This window comes from Streptomyces panaciradicis (assembly GCF_023516615.1).
GTDB lineage: Bacteria > Actinomycetota > Actinomycetes > Streptomycetales > Streptomycetaceae > Streptomyces > Streptomyces panaciradicis.
In genome coordinates, this window is the sequence record NZ_JAMGBF010000186.1 from 1 (window position 1) to 16,381 (window position 16,381).

Sequence of the window (16,381 nt, forward strand, 5' to 3'; positions counted from 1 at the left end):
GCGGAGGGCGCCGCCTGGCCCCCGGCTCAGCCGGCCGGTGCCGCCGGCCACCCGCCTGCCGGTGCCAGTACCGGTACCGGTGCCGGTGCCGGTGTCTCCGTGCCGCCCGCCGCCCCCGCCTCCTGGTCCGTCCCCGAGTGGTCCGGCGGGGCCGCCTGGCCCCCCGTCGAGCCGGTGCCCGCGCCCGCCCCCTCCGGTGGGCTCAGCAGGCGGCTCGTCTGGTCCGTCGTCGTGGGGGCGGCCGTCGTCGGTGTCGCCGTGAGCCTGGTGCTGACGCTGGTCGTCGGCAAGGGCGGCGACGACGGGAAGCGGCCGGTCGCGGCCGGGTCGACGTCGGCGCCGGCCTCCTCGCCGGAGCAGTCCGCGTCGCCGTACGCCGAAGGCACGACGTCCCCCTCGGCCTCGCCCTCCGCCTCCGCGCCGCCCGCCGGGTACGAACTGCGCGACGACGCCGAGGGCTTCCGGATCGCCGTGCCCAAGGGCTGGAAGCGCAGCACCGTCCCGTCGCAGTACGGCATCGCGGTCGTCAACTACCGCAGCGCCGACAAGGAACACCGGCTGCAGGTCTACCAGGTCCAGGAGGAGTCCCCGGACGCCTCCTTCCAGCTCTACCTGTCCGACCAGACCCGCAAGCCGTCCGGCTTCGAGAAGCTCGACCTGCAGCGCCTCGACGACGGCGAGTTCACCGGCTCGCGCCTGGAGTACGTGGCGGACTCCCTCTCCGGTGAGCCCGACATCGGCACCTGGCACGTCTACGACGAGCGCTTCGTCGCCGCCGACGGCAACATCTACGCCATCGCCTCCTACGGCCCCGACTCCGACGGCCGCGACGACGAACTCACCTACCTCACCACGGCGTTGGCCTGGTTCTGTCCGCCGTACACCACCTGCGACGCCGACCCCGGCATCGACTAGTCCGGCCCTTCCGTGACCGGGGACGGCCGGTGACACCGGCCGTCCCTGTGGTTCAGAACACCTTCCGGCGGGCGTTTCGTCCCATTCGCCCGCATCTTCAGTGACACAGCGCACTTTCGGCCATGGATTGCGCATGCAACGACGGCCGGGGGGCATGTGCTCACGGTCCCGGTGAGTGACATCCGTGTGACTCACGGGATCTGGACAGCAACGGAAGGCAATACCGATCATGTCGGACCGAGCAGAAGCCCTGGAGCTCGACGCGCAGGCGACCATCCACGTGGCAGGAGAGTGGCGGGAAGCCGTCTCCGGCGCCACGCGCGAGATCCTCGACCCCGCCGACGGCCAGGCCTTCGCTCTGGTCGCGGAGGGCGACGAGAAGGACACGGACCTGGCGGTCGCGGCCGCCCGCCGGGCCTTCGACGAAGGCGAGTGGCCGCGCACCCCCGCCGCCGGCCGCGCCGCCGTGCTGCGCCGCGTCGCCGACCTGCTGATACGCGACCGCGAACGCCTCGGCCGGCTGGAGAGCCGCGACGCCGGCAAGACCGTGGAGGAGGGCCGCATCGACATCGACTGTGTCGCCGACGCCTTCCGCTACTTCGCCGACCTGGTCGCGGCCGAGGCGCCGGGCCGCGTCGTCGACGCGGGCTCGGCCGACGTCCACAGCGTCGTCGTCCACGAGCCCGTCGGGGTCTGCGCGCTGATCACCCCCTGGAACTACCCCCTCCTCCAGGCGAGTTGGAAGATCGCCCCGGCGCTCGCGGCCGGCAACACCTTCGTCGTGAAGCCGAGCGAGATCACCCCCCTCACCACGGTCGCCCTCATCGACCTGCTCGCCGAGGCCGGCCTGCCCGCCGGTGTCGCCGGCGTCGTCACCGGCCCCGGCCACTCGGTCGGCGCCCGGCTCGCCGAGCACCCCGACGTCGACCTGGTGTCCTTCACCGGCGGACTGGTCAGCGGCACCAAGGTCGCCCAGGCCGCCGCGCCCACCGTCAAGAAGGTCGCCCTCGAACTCGGCGGCAAGAACCCCAACGTCGTCTTCGCCGACGCCTGCGCGACCGAGGAGGGCTTCGACACCGCCGTCGACCAGGCCCTCAACGCCGCCTTCATCCACAGCGGCCAGGTCTGCTCCGCGGGCGGCCGGCTGATCGTCGAGGAGTCGCTGCGCGAGCGCTTCGTCGCCGAACTCGCCCGCCGCGCCGCGAAGATCCGCCTCGGCCGCGGCACCGAGGACGGCGTCGAGTGCGGGCCGCTCGTCTCCGAGCAGCAGCGCGCCAAGGTCGAGGACTACGTCGCCTCCGCGCTCGCGGAGGGCGCCGTGCTGCGGACCGGCGGCAAGCGCCCCGAGCCCACCGCGGCCCGTCCCGCCGGCGGCTGGTTCTACGAGCCGACCGTCCTCGACCAGTGCCACCGCGAGATGCGGGTCGTGCGCGAGGAGGTCTTCGGGCCGGTGCTGACCGTGGAGACCTTCCGCACCGAGGACGAGGCCGTCGCTCTCGCCAACGACACCGAGTACGGACTCGCCGGCGCCGTCTGGACCGCCGACGCCGGACGCGCCCGCCGGGTCGCCGGCCGGCTGCGCCACGGCACCGTCTGGATCAACGACTTCCACCCCTACCTCCCCCAGGCGGAGTGGGGCGGCTTCGGCAAGAGCGGAGTGGGCCGCGAACTCGGCCCGGCCGGCCTCGCCGAGTACCGCGAGACCAAGCACGTCTACCAGAACCTGGCGCCGAAGCCGGTGCGCTGGTTCGCGGGCTGACACCGGCCCGCGCCCCCCGCACCCGAACCACCCCTGGCCCCCACCTGGAGTCACCCCCATGCCCGAGAACCACCACACCTACGACTACGTCGTCATCGGCGGCGGTACGGCGGGCTCCGTCATCGCCTCCCGCCTCACCGAGAACCCCGACGTCACCGTCGCCGTCATCGAGGGCGGCCCGAGCGACGTCGGCCGCGAGGACGTGCTGACGCTGCGCCGCTGGATGGGCCTGCTCGGCGGCGAACTCGACTACGACTACCCGACCACCGAGCAGCCGCGCGGCAACTCGCACATCCGGCACAGCCGCGCCCGCGTCCTCGGCGGCTGCTCGTCCCACAACACGCTCATCGCCTTCAAGCCGCTGCCCTCCGACTGGGAGGAGTGGGAGCAGGCCGGCGCCAAGGGCTGGGGCCCGGTGCAGATGGAGGCGTACTACGCGCGGCTGAAGAACAACATCGTCCCGGTCGACGAGAAGGACCGCAACGCCATCGCCCGCGACTTCGTCGACGCGGCGCAGAAGGCGCTCGGCGTCCCCCGCATCGAGGGCTTCAACGCCAAGCCCTTCGACGACGGCGTCGGCTTCTTCGACCTCGCCTACCACCCCGAGAACAACAAGCGGTCGTCCGCGTCGGTGGCGTATCTGCACCCGGTGATGGACGAGCGCCCCAACCTGACGATCCTCCTGGAGACCTGGGCGCACCGGCTGGAGCTGGACGGCACCCGCGCCGAGGGCGTGCACGTGCGCACCAAGGACGGCGAGGACCTGCTGATCCGGGCCCGCCGCGAGGTCGTGCTGTGCGCCGGCGCCGTGGACTCCCCGCGCCTGCTGCTGCACTCCGGCATCGGCCCCCGCGAGGACCTTCAGGCGCTCGGCATCCCCGTCGTGCACGACCTGCCGGGCGTGGGCGAGAACCTCCTCGACCATCCCGAGTCGGTGATCGTCTGGGAGACCGACGGCCCGATCCCGGAGAACTCCGCGATGGACAGCGACGCCGGACTGTTCGTGCGCCGCGACCCCGGCCACGCGGGACCGGACCTGATGTTCCACTTCTACCAGGTCCCCTTCACCGACAACCCGGAGCGACTGGGCTACGAGAAGCCCGAGTTCGGCGTGTCGATGACCCCGAACATCCCCAAGCCGAAGAGCCGCGGCCGGCTGTACCTGACGAGCGCGGACCCGTCGGTCAAGCCCGCCCTGGACTTCCGCTACTTCACCGACGAGGACGACTACGACGCCCGCACCCTCGTCGACGGCATCCGCGCCGCCCGCGAGATAGCGGCCACCGAGCCGCTCGCCGGCTGGCTCAAGCGCGAGGTCGCGCCCGGCCCGCACATCACCGGCGACGAGGAACTGAGCGAGTACGCCCGCAAGGTCGCGCACACCGTCTACCACCCGGCGGGCACCTGCAAGATGGGCGCGGCCGACGACGAACTGGCCGTGGTGGACCCGGAGTTGAGGATTCGAGGCCTGGACGGCATCCGTATCGCGGACGCCTCGGTCTTCCCGACGATGACCGCGGTGAACCCGATGATCGGGGTCCTCATGGTCGGGGAGAGGGCCGTCGAGCTGATCGGAGGTGGTGCGTGATGAGTACGACCCTGGACACGACGCGTACGGACACGGCCGTGTCGGAACCCGTCTTCTCCGTCGACGGGCTGTGGAAGGTCTTCGGCCCGAAGGCCGACCGGATTCCGGACGATCCCGAACTGACCGCCCTCGACCCCGCCGAGCTGCGCGCCCGCACCGGCTGCACGGCCGCCGTCCGCGACGTCTCCTTCGACGTGCGCAAGGGCGAGGTCTTCGTGGTCATGGGCCTGTCGGGCTCCGGCAAGTCCACCCTGGTGCGCTGCCTGACGCGGCTCATCGAGCCGACGGCCGGCACGATCGCCATCGACGGCGAGGACGTCCGCGCCATGGACAGGTCCCGCCTGCGTGAACTGCGCCGCCACCGGGCCGCGATGGTCTTCCAGCACTTCGGCCTGCTGCCGCACCGCACGGTCATCGACAACGTGGCCTACGGCCTGGAGATCCAGGGCGTCGCCAAGGCCGAACGCCGCGAGCGCGCCGCCGAGGTCGTCACCAAGGTCGGCCTGGAGGGCATGGAGCAGCGCCGCCCCGGCCAGCTCTCCGGCGGTCAGCGCCAGCGGGTCGGCCTGGCCCGCGCGCTCGCCGTCGACCCCGAAGTCCTGCTCTTCGACGAGCCGTTCAGCGCCCTCGACCCGCTCATCCGGCGGGACATGCAGGAGGAGGTGATCCGCCTGCACCGCGAGGAGGGCCGCACGATGGTCTTCATCACCCACGACCTGAGCGAGGCCCTCAAGCTCGGCGACCGCATCGCCCTGATGCGCGACGGCCGCGTGGTGCAGCTCGGCACCCCCGAGGAGATCGTGGGCAGCCCGGCCGACGACTACGTCCGCGAGTTCGTCCGGGACGTCTCCCGCGAACAGGTCATGACCGTGCGCACCGCCATGCGGCCCGGCGGCTGCGGCGGCGCCGAGCACCCGGAGGCCCTGGCGCCCGGCGAGCTCGTCGCCGACGCCATCAAGGTCGTCGCCCGCAGCGGCAAGCCGGCCTGCGTCGTCGACGACGGCCGCTGCGTCGGTGTCGTCGATCACGAAAGGCTCCTCGGTGTCGTCGCCGGAACGGAGCCGCAGAAGGAGGCGGCGTGATGGCGACCCTGACCACGTCCGCGCCCCGGGTTGCCGTGCCCGGCGTCCTCAAACACCGGGCCGTGCACAAACTGCTGCTCCTGGCGCTGGCCGCGGCGGTCCTGGTGCCGCTCGCCGACGCGCGCTGGGCCAGCGGCAGTTGGCCGGCCGCCCTCACCGTCGACCTCTCCAAGCCGCTGACCCACGTCAGCGACTGGATCATCGACAACCGCGACAGCCACCCGCTGTTCCTCTACGGCTTCGGCTACGTCAGCAACGCGGTCGTCGTCTCCGTACGCGCCGTCTACCTGGTCCTGCTGGCCGCGGGCTGGGCCGGCGTCACCGCGATCGGCGCCCTCGTGGCCTGGCGGGTCGCCGGCGTGAAGCTGGCCCTCGGCTCCGCGGCGGCGTTCCTCGCCTGCGGCCTGCTCGGCATGTGGATCCCGACCATGCAGACGCTCGCCCTGATGGTGGTGGCCGTCCTCGCGTCGGTGCTCGTCGGCGTGCTGCTGGGCCTGGGCGCTGGCCTGTCCGACCGGCTGGACCGCGCCCTGCGCCCGGTCCTGGACACCATGCAGGTCCTGCCCGCCTTCGCCTACCTGCTGCCCGTCGTGCTGGTCTTCGGCATCGGCGTGCCCGCGGCCGTGCTCGCCACCGTCGTCTACGCCGCCCCGCCGATGGCCCGCCTCACCTCCCTCGGCCTGCGCGGCGCGGACAAGGAGGTCCTCGAGGCCGTCGACTCGCTCGGCGCCACCGGCCGCCAGCGGCTGCTGACCGCCCGCCTGCCGCTGGCCCGCAAGGAACTCCTCCTCGGCCTCAACCAGACGATCATGATGGCCCTGTCCATGGCGGTCATCGCGTCCGTCATCGGCGCCGCCGGCCTCGGTGACCGCGTCTACCAGGCGCTGGCCTCCGTCGACGTCGGCGCGGCCCTCGCCGCCGGCATCCCGATCGTGCTGCTGGCCGTCGTCCTGGACCGCGTCACCTGCGCGGCGGGCGAACACGCGGGCGAGGAGCACCAGAACACCGGCCGCGGCTGGCTGTACGCGGCCGCCGCCGTCGCCGTGGCGCTCGCCGGACGGCTCGCGGGCCGTCTCGACTGGCCCGGCTCCTGGACGCTGAACATCGCCGAGCCGGTGAACCGGGCCGTCGACTGGATGACCGCGCACCTCTACTCGGGCGTGCCCGTCGTCGGCGGCACCGCCGACTGGGCGGGGCACTTCACCACCTGGGTCCTCGACCCGATCCGCGGCGGCCTGCAGTGGCTGCCCTGGTGGTCGGTGCTGCTCGTGGTGGCCGCCCTGGCCTGGCTGATCGGCACCTGGCGCACCGCCCTGACCGCCGTCCTCGCCATGGCCGCGATCGGCGTTCTGGGCGTGTGGAAGCCGTCCCTGGACACCCTCTCCCAGGTGCTGGCGGCCGTCGCCGTCACCCTCGTGCTGGGCTTCGCCACCGGTATCGCGGCGGCCCGCAGCGACCGCTTCGAGCGGCTGCTCCGGCCGGTCCTGGACGTCTTCCAGACCATGCCGCAGTTCGTGTACCTCATCCCCGTCGTGGCCCTGTTCGGCGTGGGCCGCGCGCCCGCCGTGGCGGCGGCCGTCGTCTACGCGCTGCCCGCCGTCGTCCGCATCACCACGCAGGGTCTGCGCCAGGTCGACCCGGCCGCCCTGGAGTCGGCCCGCTCGCTGGGCGCGACCCCCGCCCAGCAGCTGCGCCAGGTCCAGCTGCCGCTCGCCCGGCCCGCGTTGCTGCTCGCCGTCAACCAGGGCGTGGTCCTCGTCCTCGCCGTCGTCATCATCGGCGGCCTGGTCGGCGGAGGCGCGCTCGGCTACGACGTCGTCTTCGGCCTCGCCCAGGGCGACCTGGCCACCGGTCTGGTGGCGGGAGCGGCGATCGTCTGCCTGGGGCTGATGCTCGACCGGGTGACCCAGCCCACCGAACGCCGCGCGAAGAAGGGAGCGTGACATGCGCGTCCGTATCACCGCGACCGCCGCGGTCGCCTCGCTGGCGCTGCTGACCGGCTGCGGCGCCGCCGACATGACCAAGCAGGCGTCCCCCTTCGCCAACGCCGGGGGCACCAAGAGCGTGACCCTGTCCGTGCAGTCCTGGGTCGGCGCACAGGCCAACGTGGCCGTCGCCCAGTACCTGCTGGAGCACAAGCTGGGCTACCGCGTCGACACCGTCCAGGTCGACGAGGTGCCCGCCTGGGACGCGCTCAGCCAGGGCCGCGTCGACGCGATCCTGGAGGACTGGGGCCACCCCGACCAGGAGAAGCGGTACGTCACCGACAAGAAGACGATCACCCGCGCCGGCGGCCTCGGCGTGACCGGCCACATCGGCTGGTACGTGCCGACCTACCTGGTCAAGCAGCACCCCGACATCACGAACTGGAAGAACCTGAACAAGTACGCGTCGCTGTTCCGCACCGCGGAGAGCGGCGGCAAGGGCCAGCTGATGGACGGCTCCCCGTCCTACGTCACCAACGACAAGGCGCTGGTGAAGAACCTGAAGCTCAACTACCAGGTCGTCTTCGCCGGTTCCGAGGCGGCGCAGATCACGCAGATGAAGCAGTTCGCCAAGGAGAAGAAGCCCTTCCTGACGTACTGGTACGCCCCCCAGTGGCTGTTCAAGAAGGTGCCGATGACCGAGGTGAAGCTGCCGCCGTACAAGGAGGGCTGCGACGCGGACCCGGCGAAGGTCGCCTGCGCCTACCCGCACACCCCGCTGCAGAAGTACCTCAACGCCGGCTTCGCGAAGGACGGCGGCAAGGCGGCGGCGTTCCTGAAGAAGTTCAGGTGGACGACCGAGGACCAGAACGAGGTCTCCCTGATGATCGCCGACCAGAAGCTGTCGCCCGAGCAGGCGGCGAAGAAGTGGGTGGACGGCCACGCCTCCACCTGGAAGGCGTGGCTGTCCTGATCCGGGGAGCACGGCCGTTCCCGGTCACATCCGCTTCCTCAGCTCGTCCGTCATCCCCTGCAGCGCCAGTGCCGCCCAGCGCTGCAGCGTCGGCCCGAACGTGACGCGGGTGGCCCCCAGTTCACCGAGCTCGGTGGGCGTGGGGCCGCCCTCCAGCTTGCTGTACACGTTGATCGGGCCCTGGATCCCGGACCGCAGCAGGGGCAGTACGTTCGCCGGGGCGCCGATCGGATAGACGCAGTCGGCGCCCGCGGCGACGTACAACGCGGCCCGCTCGATGGCCCGTTCGGGATCGCCGTCGCCGTGGACGAAGACGTCGACGCGCGCGTTGACGAACAGCCGGTCACCGGCCGCGTGCCGGACCCCGGCCAGCCACTGCGCGTGCTCGTGGGGGTCCTTCAGGACGCCCCCGGTGGAGTCCTCCAGGTTGCAGCCCACCGCACCCGCCGTCAGCAGCCGTTCCACCAGCTCCTCGGGCGCCAGACCGTAGCCGTCCTCGACATCCGCCGACACCGGCACGTCGACGGCCCGGCAGACGCGCGCCACCGCGGCGAACATCTCGTCGGCCGGCGTGGCCCCGTCCGCGTACCCGAGCGACGCGGCGACCCCGGCGCTGGGCGTGGCGAGCGCCGGGAACCCGGCCTCCTCGAAGACGCGCGCGCTGACCGCGTCCCACGGTCCGGGCAGGACCAGCGGGTCGCCCGGCAGACGGCCCCTGTGCAGCGCACGGAACGCTTCCACCTTGCTCACGGCGTGTATCCCCCCGGCGGGATCCGGCGGGCGACCATCACCCGGTTCCAGTTGTTGATGGCGACGACCAGCGCGACGAGATGGGCGAGCACGGTCTCGTCGAAGTGCCGGGCGGCGGCCTCGTAGACCTCGTCGGGCACGAACCCTCCCCCAGAGCCGAAAGCCTGGGAGGTGCCCCCGGTCAGCACGGTCACCGCCTCCGTCAGCGCGAGCGCGGCCCGCTCCCGGTCGTCGAAGACGTCGTCCCCGGCCTCCTCCCAGGCGGCCAGCAGGTCCAGCTGCCGCTCCGGCACGCCGTGCCGGCGGGCGAGGGCGAGGTGCATGTCCAGGCAGAAGGCGCAGTGGTTGAGCTGCGAGGCCCGGACGACGACCAGCTCGGCCAGGGCCGGGTCGCCGAGGCCCTTCTTCGCGGCGGCACTCAGCGCCGACATGGCCTTGGCCACCGCCGGGTCCAACAGCTGTGTCCTGGCGGTCACTTGTACTGCCCCGGCTGGTAGTGGCCGACCTCGCCCCGGCAGGCGACGCCGAACCGGTTCCAGGCGTTGATCACCGCGATCGCGGCGATCAGCTGGGCCAGTTCCGCCTCCTCGAAGTGCTTGGCCGCCCTGTCGTACACCGCGTCGGGCACGAACCTGTCCGTGAGGACGGTCACCGCCTCCGTCAGTTCCAGCGCCGCGAGTTCCTTCTCGGTGTAGAAGTGCGCGGACTCCTCCCACGCGCTGAGCTGGATGATCCGCTCGACGCTCTCCCCGGCGGCCAGCGCGTCCTTGGTGTGCATGTCGAGGCAGCGGGCGCAGTGGTTGATCTGGGAGGCGCGGATCTTCACCAGTTCCAGCATCCGCGCGTCCAGGCCCTGCCGGGCCGCCGCGTCCAGCCGGAGCATGGCCTTGAAGACGTCCGGGGCGAGTGCGGCCCAGTTCAGCCGCGGGGTGTGTTCGGGCGCGTAGGCCGCCGTGTCCTCGTATGTGGTCATGCCCTCGACCCTAGGAGCGAGGCAGCCCAGGAGTATGGTCCATTTCCATGCCGAAACCGTGGGCCACTCTGGGCGTGGACCTCCACCTGGAACCGGCCGGACCAGGGGTGCGCCGGGGTCTGACCGACGCCCTGCGCGAGGCCGTCCGCACCGGCCGGCTGGCCCCCGGCACCCGGCTGCCCTCCTCCCGTGCCCTCGCCGCCGACCTGGGCATCGCCCGCAACACGGTCGCCGAGGCCTACACCGACCTGGTCGCGGAGGGCTGGCTGACCGCGCGGCAGGGCTCGGGCACCCGCGTCGCCGAGCGGACGGTCGTACCGCCCGCCGATGCCGCACCCCGCCCCCGCCCCCGCTCCGGCCCCGCCCACAGCCTGGTCCCCGGCACCCCCGACCTCGGCTCCTTCCCCCGCGCGCAGTGGCTCAGGGCGGCCCGGCGCGCCCTCGCCACGGCACCGAACACGGCACTCGGCTACGGCGACCCCCGCGGCCGCGTCGAACTGCGCACCGCCCTCGCCGGCTACCTGGCCCGCGCCCGGGGCGTGACCACCGACCCCGAACGCATCCTGGTCTGCGCCGGCATCTCGCACGGCCTGCGCGTCCTCGGCGCGGCGTTGCGGGCCCGCGGCGCGAGCACGATCGCCGTGGAGTCCTACGGCCTCGACGCGCACTGGGACCTGCTCGCGGACGCCGGCCTGCGGACCGTGCCGCTGCCCTTCGACCGACGGGGCACCGATCCGGGGGAGCTGACCGACGAGTCGGCCGTGCTGCTCACCCCCGCCCACCAGTTCCCGATGGGCGGCACCCTGCACCGCGACCGTCGGGCGGCCGTCGTCGACTGGGCGCGCCGCACCGGCGGCGTGGTCGTCGAGGACGACTACGACGGCGAGTTCCGCTACGACCGCCAGCCCGTCGGCGCCCTGCAGGGCCTCGACCCCGACCACGTCGTCTACGCGGGCACGGCCAGCAAGTCCCTCGCCCCCGGCCTGCGACTGGCCTGGCTGGTGCTGCCGCCGGACCTCGCGGTGGAGGCGGCGCGGGCGAAGGGGCACATCGACACCTGCGGCGCCCTGGACCAGCTGACCCTCGCCGAGTTCCTCGTCTCCGGCGCCTACGACCGCCATGTGCGCGCCGCCCGGCTGCGCTACCGGCGCCGCCGCGACGCCCTGGTGGCGGCGGTCGCCCGGCGTGCCCCGCACGTCCACGCCACCGGCATCGCGGCCGGCCTGCACATGGTGCTCAGCCTGCCGCCCGGCACCGAGCGGGCGACGCTGCGCGCGGCGGACTGGCAGGGCCTCGCCCTGCACGGGCTGCGCCGCTACCGCCATCCGGCGGCGACCGTCGAACAGCGCGACGCCCTCGTCGTGGGCTACGGAACCCCGCCCGACCACGCCTGGTCGGGAGCCCTGGACGCCCTGTGCTCCGCGCTCCCGGACCCGCCGGAGGCGTGACCGGTCACCGGCGCGCCCCCTCCCCGCCGCCCGCGCGCCCCTGGCGCACCGCGCTCTCCGCGCGCTGCTCCCGTATCCGCTCCACGGTGTGCTCGCGCAGGGCCCGCATCGGGGCCGCCGTTTTCAGCAGCATCTCGTCGTACGCGGCGACCGGGTCGGAGTCGAGGACGATCGTGCTGCCGGCGCCGAGGTGCAGCAGCCCGTCGGCGAACACGGCGGTGCGCTCGACGATGCCGAGATCGGCGCCGCCGCCGCACCCCAGGTAGCCGAGCGCCCCGGAGTGGACACCGCGGGCCTCGGTCTCCAGCGCCTCGGCGACCTCCGTCGCGCGCTGCTTCGGAGCCCCGGTCGCCGACCCGCCGGGGAAGCAGGCCCGCACGCAGTCCACCGCGTCCGTGCCGTCCTTCAGCCGCCCCTCCACGGTGGAGACCAGTTGGTGCACGGAGGCGTACGTCTCGGTGGCCATCAGCCGGGTCACCCGCACCGACCCGGTACGGCACACCCGGCCCAGGTCGTTGCGGAGCAGGTCCACGGTCGTCAGATGCCCGGCCCGCGTCGCGGCGTCCGCGGCCGGCGCGTCCCGCAGCGCCGCGTCCTCCGCGGGCCCGTCGCCGCGCGGCGCGATGCCCTCGACGGGCCGGGCCTCGGCCACCCCGTCCCGGGTGATCCGCAGGAACCGCTCGGGGGACGAGCCGGCCACGTCGACGTCCCCGAAGCGCAGGAACGCGCCGTAGGGGGCGGGGTCGACCCGGCGCAGCACGCGGTGGAAGTCGTAGGCGTCGGGCGGCGCGGGTAGGCGGACCGTGTCGGCCAGGCGGATCCCGTGGCCGGTCCCGGCCCGCACCGCGCGCCGGCAGTCCTCGACGTCGGCGAGGTACCTCGCCCGGTCCCGCACCAGCCACGGCTCCGCGGCACCGAGGTCGGGCCCGGGCGCCGCCGGCGCGTGCCGCGGGGGCCGTCCGGTGTCGGTGGCGACGAAGCTCAGCTGGGCCAGCGCGCCCTCCAGCCAGTCCTCCGCCTCCCGCGCGGCCTGCGGGGTGTCCTCGGCGAGGCAGACCGCGTAGGTGAACCGCTTGAGGTGGTCCACGGCGATCAGCCGGTCGGCGAACAGCCAGCAGGCGTCCGGCAGTTCGGAGGAGTGCCGGTTCGCCGAGCCGCAGTCGGCCTTCGTCTCGTAGCCGAAGTAGCCGACATAGCCCGCGGTGAAGTCGAACGGCAGCCCGGCCGCGTCCACCCGGCGGCTGGTCAACTGCCTTTTCAGATAGTCGAAGACGCTCGCCGTGACCTTCCGGGTGGGCCGCCCGGCCCGCTCGATCTCGCACCGGCCGGCGTCGACGTCGTAGCGCACGAACTCCGCGAGCGGACCGCTGTCGTCCCCGAGGAACGAGAACCGCGACAACCCCTCCTCGGCGAGCGCGCCGTCCAGCCAGAAGGCCCGCCGCGACGCCCCGTACATCCGCGTGAACGCGGCCTCCGTGTCCACCGCCCCGGCGATCCGGCGGCTGTGCAGCCGGAAGGCGGGCATCGCCCGGCGGGGCCGTACCACGGTCGGCGCGGGGGTGGGGATCGCCGCCGCGGCCGGGGTGACCGCGGTGTTCTTCGTCCGCGGCCTGCGCGCCCGTACCGCCGTCAGATTGCGGAAGTTGACCATGATCCGGTGGCCGTACTCGGTGAGCGCCGAGTCCGGGCGGAACTGCACCGCCCACAGGGGCCGGCCGCGGTGCCGCAGCCCCAGCGGCTCACCGTCCTCGGACCACGCGGTGGCCTCGAGCGTCTCCGGGAGCGGCTCCCGCACCGCAGGGGAGGGGTGCCGGACCGCGGTGAAGTCCTGCGGGAGCCCCTGGAACAGGTCCCGTCCGTCGTGCCTGACCCTGGACAGCCGCCCGGCCCGGGGCCGCGGCACCGGCGCCGCCCCGCCCCGCTCGCCGGGCGCGCCGCCCGGAAGCTCCGGACAGACGCCGAGCACCGGGACCACCGGCCCGGCGAGCGCGGCGGCGCCTAACCCGGCGCCGCCCGGTCCGGCCGGGTGCCAGGGCCCCGGCGACACCACGACGTTGTCGAACTCCGCGAGGTATGCGGCGAGATCGGGAACCGCCTCGGTGGCGTCGTCCCGGACCACGACCGGTTCCTCGCCGTTGACCTCGGCGATCAGCTGGAACAGGTTGCAGGGGTATGCGTCGTGACGGTCGATGAGCAGGATCCTCATCCGCCCACCTCCCTCGGTCCGCGCCCAGGCCGATGATTCCTGCCGCGCGCCTTCCAGTACGGGTGAGCCCCACGCCTCGTTCAGACGGCCGACGGGCTCACGCCGTCTCCGCCGGCGCCTCCCCGAACCGGGCCAGTGCCAGCGCCGCCGCCACCGCCACGGCGAACCCCAGCACCGCCAGCCAGGTCAGCCCCTCCCGGGTGCGGTCGCCGAGCCACACCACGCCCACCGCCGCCGGCCAGATCGTCTCGCCGATCACCATCCCGGCGGTGGTCGTGGTCACCGAACCGCGCTGCAGCGCGGAGGTGAGCAGCAGGAAGGCGGCGCCCCCGCCGATCAGCAGGGCGTACGTCGCCGGATTGGCGAGGAGATCCAGCGGCGCGAGCGAGTCGATCAGCCGCACCGACACCTCGACCACCCCGAAGCCGAACCCGGCCCCCAGCCCCAGCACCAGATCCCGCCCGCGCCCCGACCACCGTCCGCCCACCAGCCCGAGCGCCAGCACCACCACCGCGATCCCGAGCATCGCCCACTTCAGCGCCATGGAGCCCTGACGGTCGCCCTCCGTGCCCGAGGCCAGGCCCAGCATGGCCAGCCCGGCGCACACCGTCGCGACCGCGCCCCACTCCAGCCTGCTCAGCCGCACGTGCAGCAGCTTGGCCGCGACCACGCCCGTCACCGCCAGACTCGACGCGAGGGCCGCCGCGACCGCGTAGATGGGGATGGACCGCAGAGCCGCGATCTGCAGCAGGAAGCCCAGCCCGTCCAGCGCCAGGCCGGCCAGATACCGCCACTGCCGCAGCGCCCGCAGCAGCAGCGCCGCCTCTCCGCCGCCGCCCCCGGTCGCCTCCCGCGCGGCCACCGCCTGCAACACCGTGGCCGTACCGAAGCAGACCGCCGCCCCCAGGGCGCACACCATCCCAAAGATCACAAAGTGACTGTAGGGGAGGGCTACCACAGCGGCGAGGGCTCGTCGAGCGCTCTTACCTGTCTTTAGGCTGTGCGCCGAAGGAACATCACACGGAACGTCACACGGCACGTCAACGGGGAGACGAACATGGCGGACGCACGCCGGACACTACGCTCGGGCACGGTCGTACTCGGCGGCATGGGCCTTCTCGCCGCCGCCCTCACCGCGTGCTCCTCCGATCCGGACAAGCGCTGCGTGGACCGCGACAGCTACAACCTGGCCAAGGGCTACAAGGTCGTCGCCGACAAGAACTGCGCCTCCGGCAAGTCCTCCGGCAACGGCGCCTGGTACTACGAGGGCACCAAGAAGGGCGGCTGGGTCGACGGCGGTTCCTTCACCAGGCCCCGCAAGTCCTCCGGCGGTTCGGGCGGCCACGGCGTCTCCCGCGGCGGCTTCGGCGGCGGCAAGGGAAGCTCCGGCGGCTGAGGCACCCATGCGCCGACACACCATCACCCCCCGCCCGGACTGGCAGCGGACCGTCGAGGAACAGGGCCTGATCTACCCCCTCACCCGCCACCCCGACGGCTCCCTGCGCCCCTACTGGGACGAGAGCGCCTACTACTCCTTCACCCTCGGCGAGATCGAGGCCCTGGAGGAGACCGTCGAGGAACTCCACCGCATGTGCATCGCCGCGGCCGGGCACATCGTCGCCGAGGGGCGCCTGCCCGAACTGGGCGTCACCGACCCCCCGCGTGGCCGAGGCGGTCACCGAGGCCTGGCGGCGCCGCGCCGAACTCCCCTCCCTCTACGGCCGTTTCGACCTGCGCTACGACGGCACGGGCCCGGCGAAGCTGCTGGAGTACAACGCCGACACCCCCACCTCCCTGGTCGAGGCCGCCTCCCCGCAGTGGTTCTGGATGGAGGAGCGCTTCCCGGGCGCCGACCAGTGGAACTCCCTGCACGAACGCCTCGTCGCCGCCTGGAAGCGGCAGGCCCCGCTCCTCCCGCCCGGCGGCCCCCTGCACTTCGCGCACTCCTCGGAGGACGAACTCGGCGAGGACCTGATGACGGTCGCCTACCTCAAGGAGACCGCCGAGCAGGCGGGCCTGGACACCGACTGGATCTCGATGGAGGAGATCGGCTGGGACTCCTTCTCCGGCCGCTTCGTCGACAACCGGCTCCGCTTCATCCGCAGCTGCTTCAAGCTCTACCCGTGGGAGTGGTTGACCACCGACGCCTTCGCCGGGCACGTCCTGGACACCCTCGACAACGGCGGCGGCACGGGCTCCACGCTGTGGATCGAGCCCGCCTGGAAGATGCTGCTGAGCAACAAGGCGCTGCTGGCGATCCTGTGGGAGCTGTACCCGGACCACCCCAACCTGCTCCCCGCGCACCTCGACGGCCCGCGCGAGCTGACGGCGACCGGCTGGGTCGCCAAGCCGCTGCTGGGCCGCGAGGGCGCCGGTGTCACGATCCACGAGCCCGGCAGCGAGCCGGTCCCGCGCGAGGAGCCCTGCTGCTACCAGGAGCTGGCCCCGCTGCCGGCCTTCGACGGCCACCACGTCGTCCTCGGCGCCTGGGTCGTCGAGGACGAGTCGGCGGGCCTCGGCCTCCGCGAGTCGTCCGGCCTGATCACCGACGAGTACGCCCGCTTCCTGCCCCACGTGATCCTCTGACCCCACCGCTCGCATGATGGACGGCCCCCTGCGCCCTACGGCATCCCCGGTAGGGTGAGTGACGGGCCGTGACTGGCGCGCTGGGATGGGACCGACCATCGGGGAGCGGCCCGAGCGACTGAGTGCCGTGCGCCTGGGCCGTACCGTGAACGCTGAAAGCCGACGTCCGGAGGTCC

Annotated in this window: 13 protein-coding genes, 1 pseudogene and 1 riboswitch; of the genes and pseudogenes, 9 read left to right on the forward strand and 5 right to left on the reverse strand. The window is 73.2% G+C overall.

Translation table 11 applies throughout. The annotated features are described in order from the left end of the window. The 6 genes from M8J74_RS39115 to M8J74_RS39140 form a co-directional block, all read left to right on the forward strand. Window positions 1–915: serine/threonine kinase C-terminal domain-containing protein (locus M8J74_RS39115; protein WP_283949137.1), on the forward strand; the 915-nt coding region annotated here is incomplete at its 5' end. Window positions 916–1,144: 229 nt separating this feature from the next. Further along, window positions 1,145–2,674: an aldehyde dehydrogenase family protein gene (locus M8J74_RS39120; RefSeq protein ID WP_249840992.1), complete on the forward strand. Its 1,530-nt coding sequence runs from the start codon at window positions 1,145–1,147 to the stop codon at window positions 2,672–2,674. A gap of 58 nt (window positions 2,675–2,732) precedes the next feature. Then, on the forward strand, window positions 2,733–4,262 hold the full coding sequence (locus M8J74_RS39125) for a GMC family oxidoreductase (RefSeq protein ID WP_249840993.1): 1,530 nt from the start codon (window positions 2,733–2,735) through the stop codon (window positions 4,260–4,262). After that, complete coding sequence (locus M8J74_RS39130; RefSeq protein WP_249840994.1) at window positions 4,262–5,344, forward strand: quaternary amine ABC transporter ATP-binding protein; 1,083 nt, start codon at window positions 4,262–4,264, stop codon at window positions 5,342–5,344. Before M8J74_RS39125 ends, M8J74_RS39130 begins: the two co-directional genes overlap by 1 nt. Beyond that, window positions 5,344–7,287: an ABC transporter permease gene (locus M8J74_RS39135; protein WP_249840995.1), complete on the forward strand. Its 1,944-nt coding sequence runs from the start codon at window positions 5,344–5,346 to the stop codon at window positions 7,285–7,287. The genes M8J74_RS39130 and M8J74_RS39135 overlap by 1 nt, the downstream gene beginning before the upstream one ends. A 1-nt stretch (window position 7,288) precedes the next feature. Then, on the forward strand, window positions 7,289–8,242 hold the full coding sequence (locus M8J74_RS39140; protein ID WP_249840996.1) for an ABC transporter substrate-binding protein: 954 nt from the start codon (window positions 7,289–7,291) through the stop codon (window positions 8,240–8,242). A gap of 24 nt (window positions 8,243–8,266) precedes the next feature. Here the strand turns inward: M8J74_RS39140 and M8J74_RS39145 are convergent, their stop codons facing one another. The 3 genes from M8J74_RS39145 to M8J74_RS39155 are packed head-to-tail and all read right to left on the reverse strand — an operon-like array spanning window position 8,267 to window position 9,965. Beyond that, on the reverse strand, window positions 8,267–8,992 hold the full coding sequence (locus M8J74_RS39145; protein ID WP_249840997.1) for an isocitrate lyase/PEP mutase family protein: 726 nt from the start codon (window positions 8,990–8,992) through the stop codon (window positions 8,267–8,269). Next, a complete protein-coding gene (locus M8J74_RS39150; RefSeq protein ID WP_249840998.1) occupies window positions 8,989–9,468 on the reverse strand; it encodes a carboxymuconolactone decarboxylase family protein in 480 nt (159 codons plus the stop codon). The genes M8J74_RS39145 and M8J74_RS39150 overlap by 4 nt, the downstream gene beginning before the upstream one ends. Next, window positions 9,465–9,965: a carboxymuconolactone decarboxylase family protein gene (locus M8J74_RS39155; RefSeq protein ID WP_249840999.1), complete on the reverse strand. Its 501-nt coding sequence runs from the start codon at window positions 9,963–9,965 to the stop codon at window positions 9,465–9,467. The genes M8J74_RS39150 and M8J74_RS39155 overlap by 4 nt, the downstream gene beginning before the upstream one ends. 47 nt (window positions 9,966–10,012) lie before the next feature. Here M8J74_RS39155 and pdxR point away from each other — a divergent pair, with 47 nt between their 5' ends. Beyond that, on the forward strand, window positions 10,013–11,413 hold the full coding sequence (pdxR, locus tag M8J74_RS39160) for a MocR-like pyridoxine biosynthesis transcription factor PdxR (protein WP_249841000.1): 1,401 nt from the start codon (window positions 10,013–10,015) through the stop codon (window positions 11,411–11,413). 4 nt (window positions 11,414–11,417) lie between these two features. Here the strand turns inward: pdxR and M8J74_RS39165 are convergent, their stop codons facing one another. Then, window positions 11,418–13,619 carry a chorismate-binding protein gene (locus tag M8J74_RS39165; RefSeq protein WP_249841001.1) on the reverse strand — a complete coding sequence of 734 codons (2,202 nt, stop codon included), beginning with the start codon at window positions 13,617–13,619 and terminating at the stop codon, window positions 11,418–11,420. Between the two features lie 97 nt (window positions 13,620–13,716). Beyond that, a complete protein-coding gene (locus M8J74_RS39170; protein ID WP_249841013.1) occupies window positions 13,717–14,538 on the reverse strand; it encodes a DMT family transporter in 822 nt (273 codons plus the stop codon). A gap of 138 nt (window positions 14,539–14,676) precedes the next feature. Here M8J74_RS39170 and M8J74_RS39175 point away from each other — a divergent pair, with 138 nt between their 5' ends. Together M8J74_RS39175 and M8J74_RS39180 are read left to right on the forward strand one after the other, a co-directional pair. Next, the gene (locus M8J74_RS39175) at window positions 14,677–15,015 is read left to right on the forward strand and encodes a hypothetical protein (protein ID WP_249841002.1); all 339 of its coding nucleotides are present in this window, start codon (window positions 14,677–14,679) and stop codon (window positions 15,013–15,015) included. A gap of 7 nt (window positions 15,016–15,022) precedes the next feature. After that, window positions 15,023–16,205, forward strand: a pseudogene (locus M8J74_RS39180) (glutathionylspermidine synthase family protein). Between the two features lie 58 nt (window positions 16,206–16,263). Then, a riboswitch (ZMP/ZTP riboswitch) is annotated at window positions 16,264–16,351 on the forward strand. Window positions 16,352–16,381: the final 30 nt, after the last annotated feature.

Bases quoted from the DNA above. Each gene is read 5' to 3' on its own strand.
- M8J74_RS39165 (WP_249841001.1), bottom strand. From the start codon at position 13,619: ATGAGGATCCTGCTCATCGACCGTCACGACGCATACCCCTGCAACCTG.
- M8J74_RS39170 (WP_249841013.1), bottom strand. From the start codon at position 14,538: ATGGTGTGCGCCCTGGGGGCGGCGGTCTGCTTCGGTACGGCCACGGTG.
- M8J74_RS39135 (WP_249840995.1), top strand. From the start codon at position 5,344: ATGGCGACCCTGACCACGTCCGCGCCCCGGGTTGCCGTGCCCGGCGTC.
- M8J74_RS39120 (WP_249840992.1), top strand. From the start codon at position 1,145: ATGTCGGACCGAGCAGAAGCCCTGGAGCTCGACGCGCAGGCGACCATC.
- M8J74_RS39140 (WP_249840996.1), top strand. From the start codon at position 7,289: ATGCGCGTCCGTATCACCGCGACCGCCGCGGTCGCCTCGCTGGCGCTG.
- M8J74_RS39155 (WP_249840999.1), bottom strand. From the start codon at position 9,965: ATGACCACATACGAGGACACGGCGGCCTACGCGCCCGAACACACCCCG.
- M8J74_RS39175 (WP_249841002.1), top strand. From the start codon at position 14,677: ATGGCGGACGCACGCCGGACACTACGCTCGGGCACGGTCGTACTCGGC.
- M8J74_RS39130 (WP_249840994.1), top strand. From the start codon at position 4,262: ATGAGTACGACCCTGGACACGACGCGTACGGACACGGCCGTGTCGGAA.
- pdxR (WP_249841000.1), top strand. From the start codon at position 10,013: ATGCCGAAACCGTGGGCCACTCTGGGCGTGGACCTCCACCTGGAACCG.
- M8J74_RS39125 (WP_249840993.1), top strand. From the start codon at position 2,733: ATGCCCGAGAACCACCACACCTACGACTACGTCGTCATCGGCGGCGGT.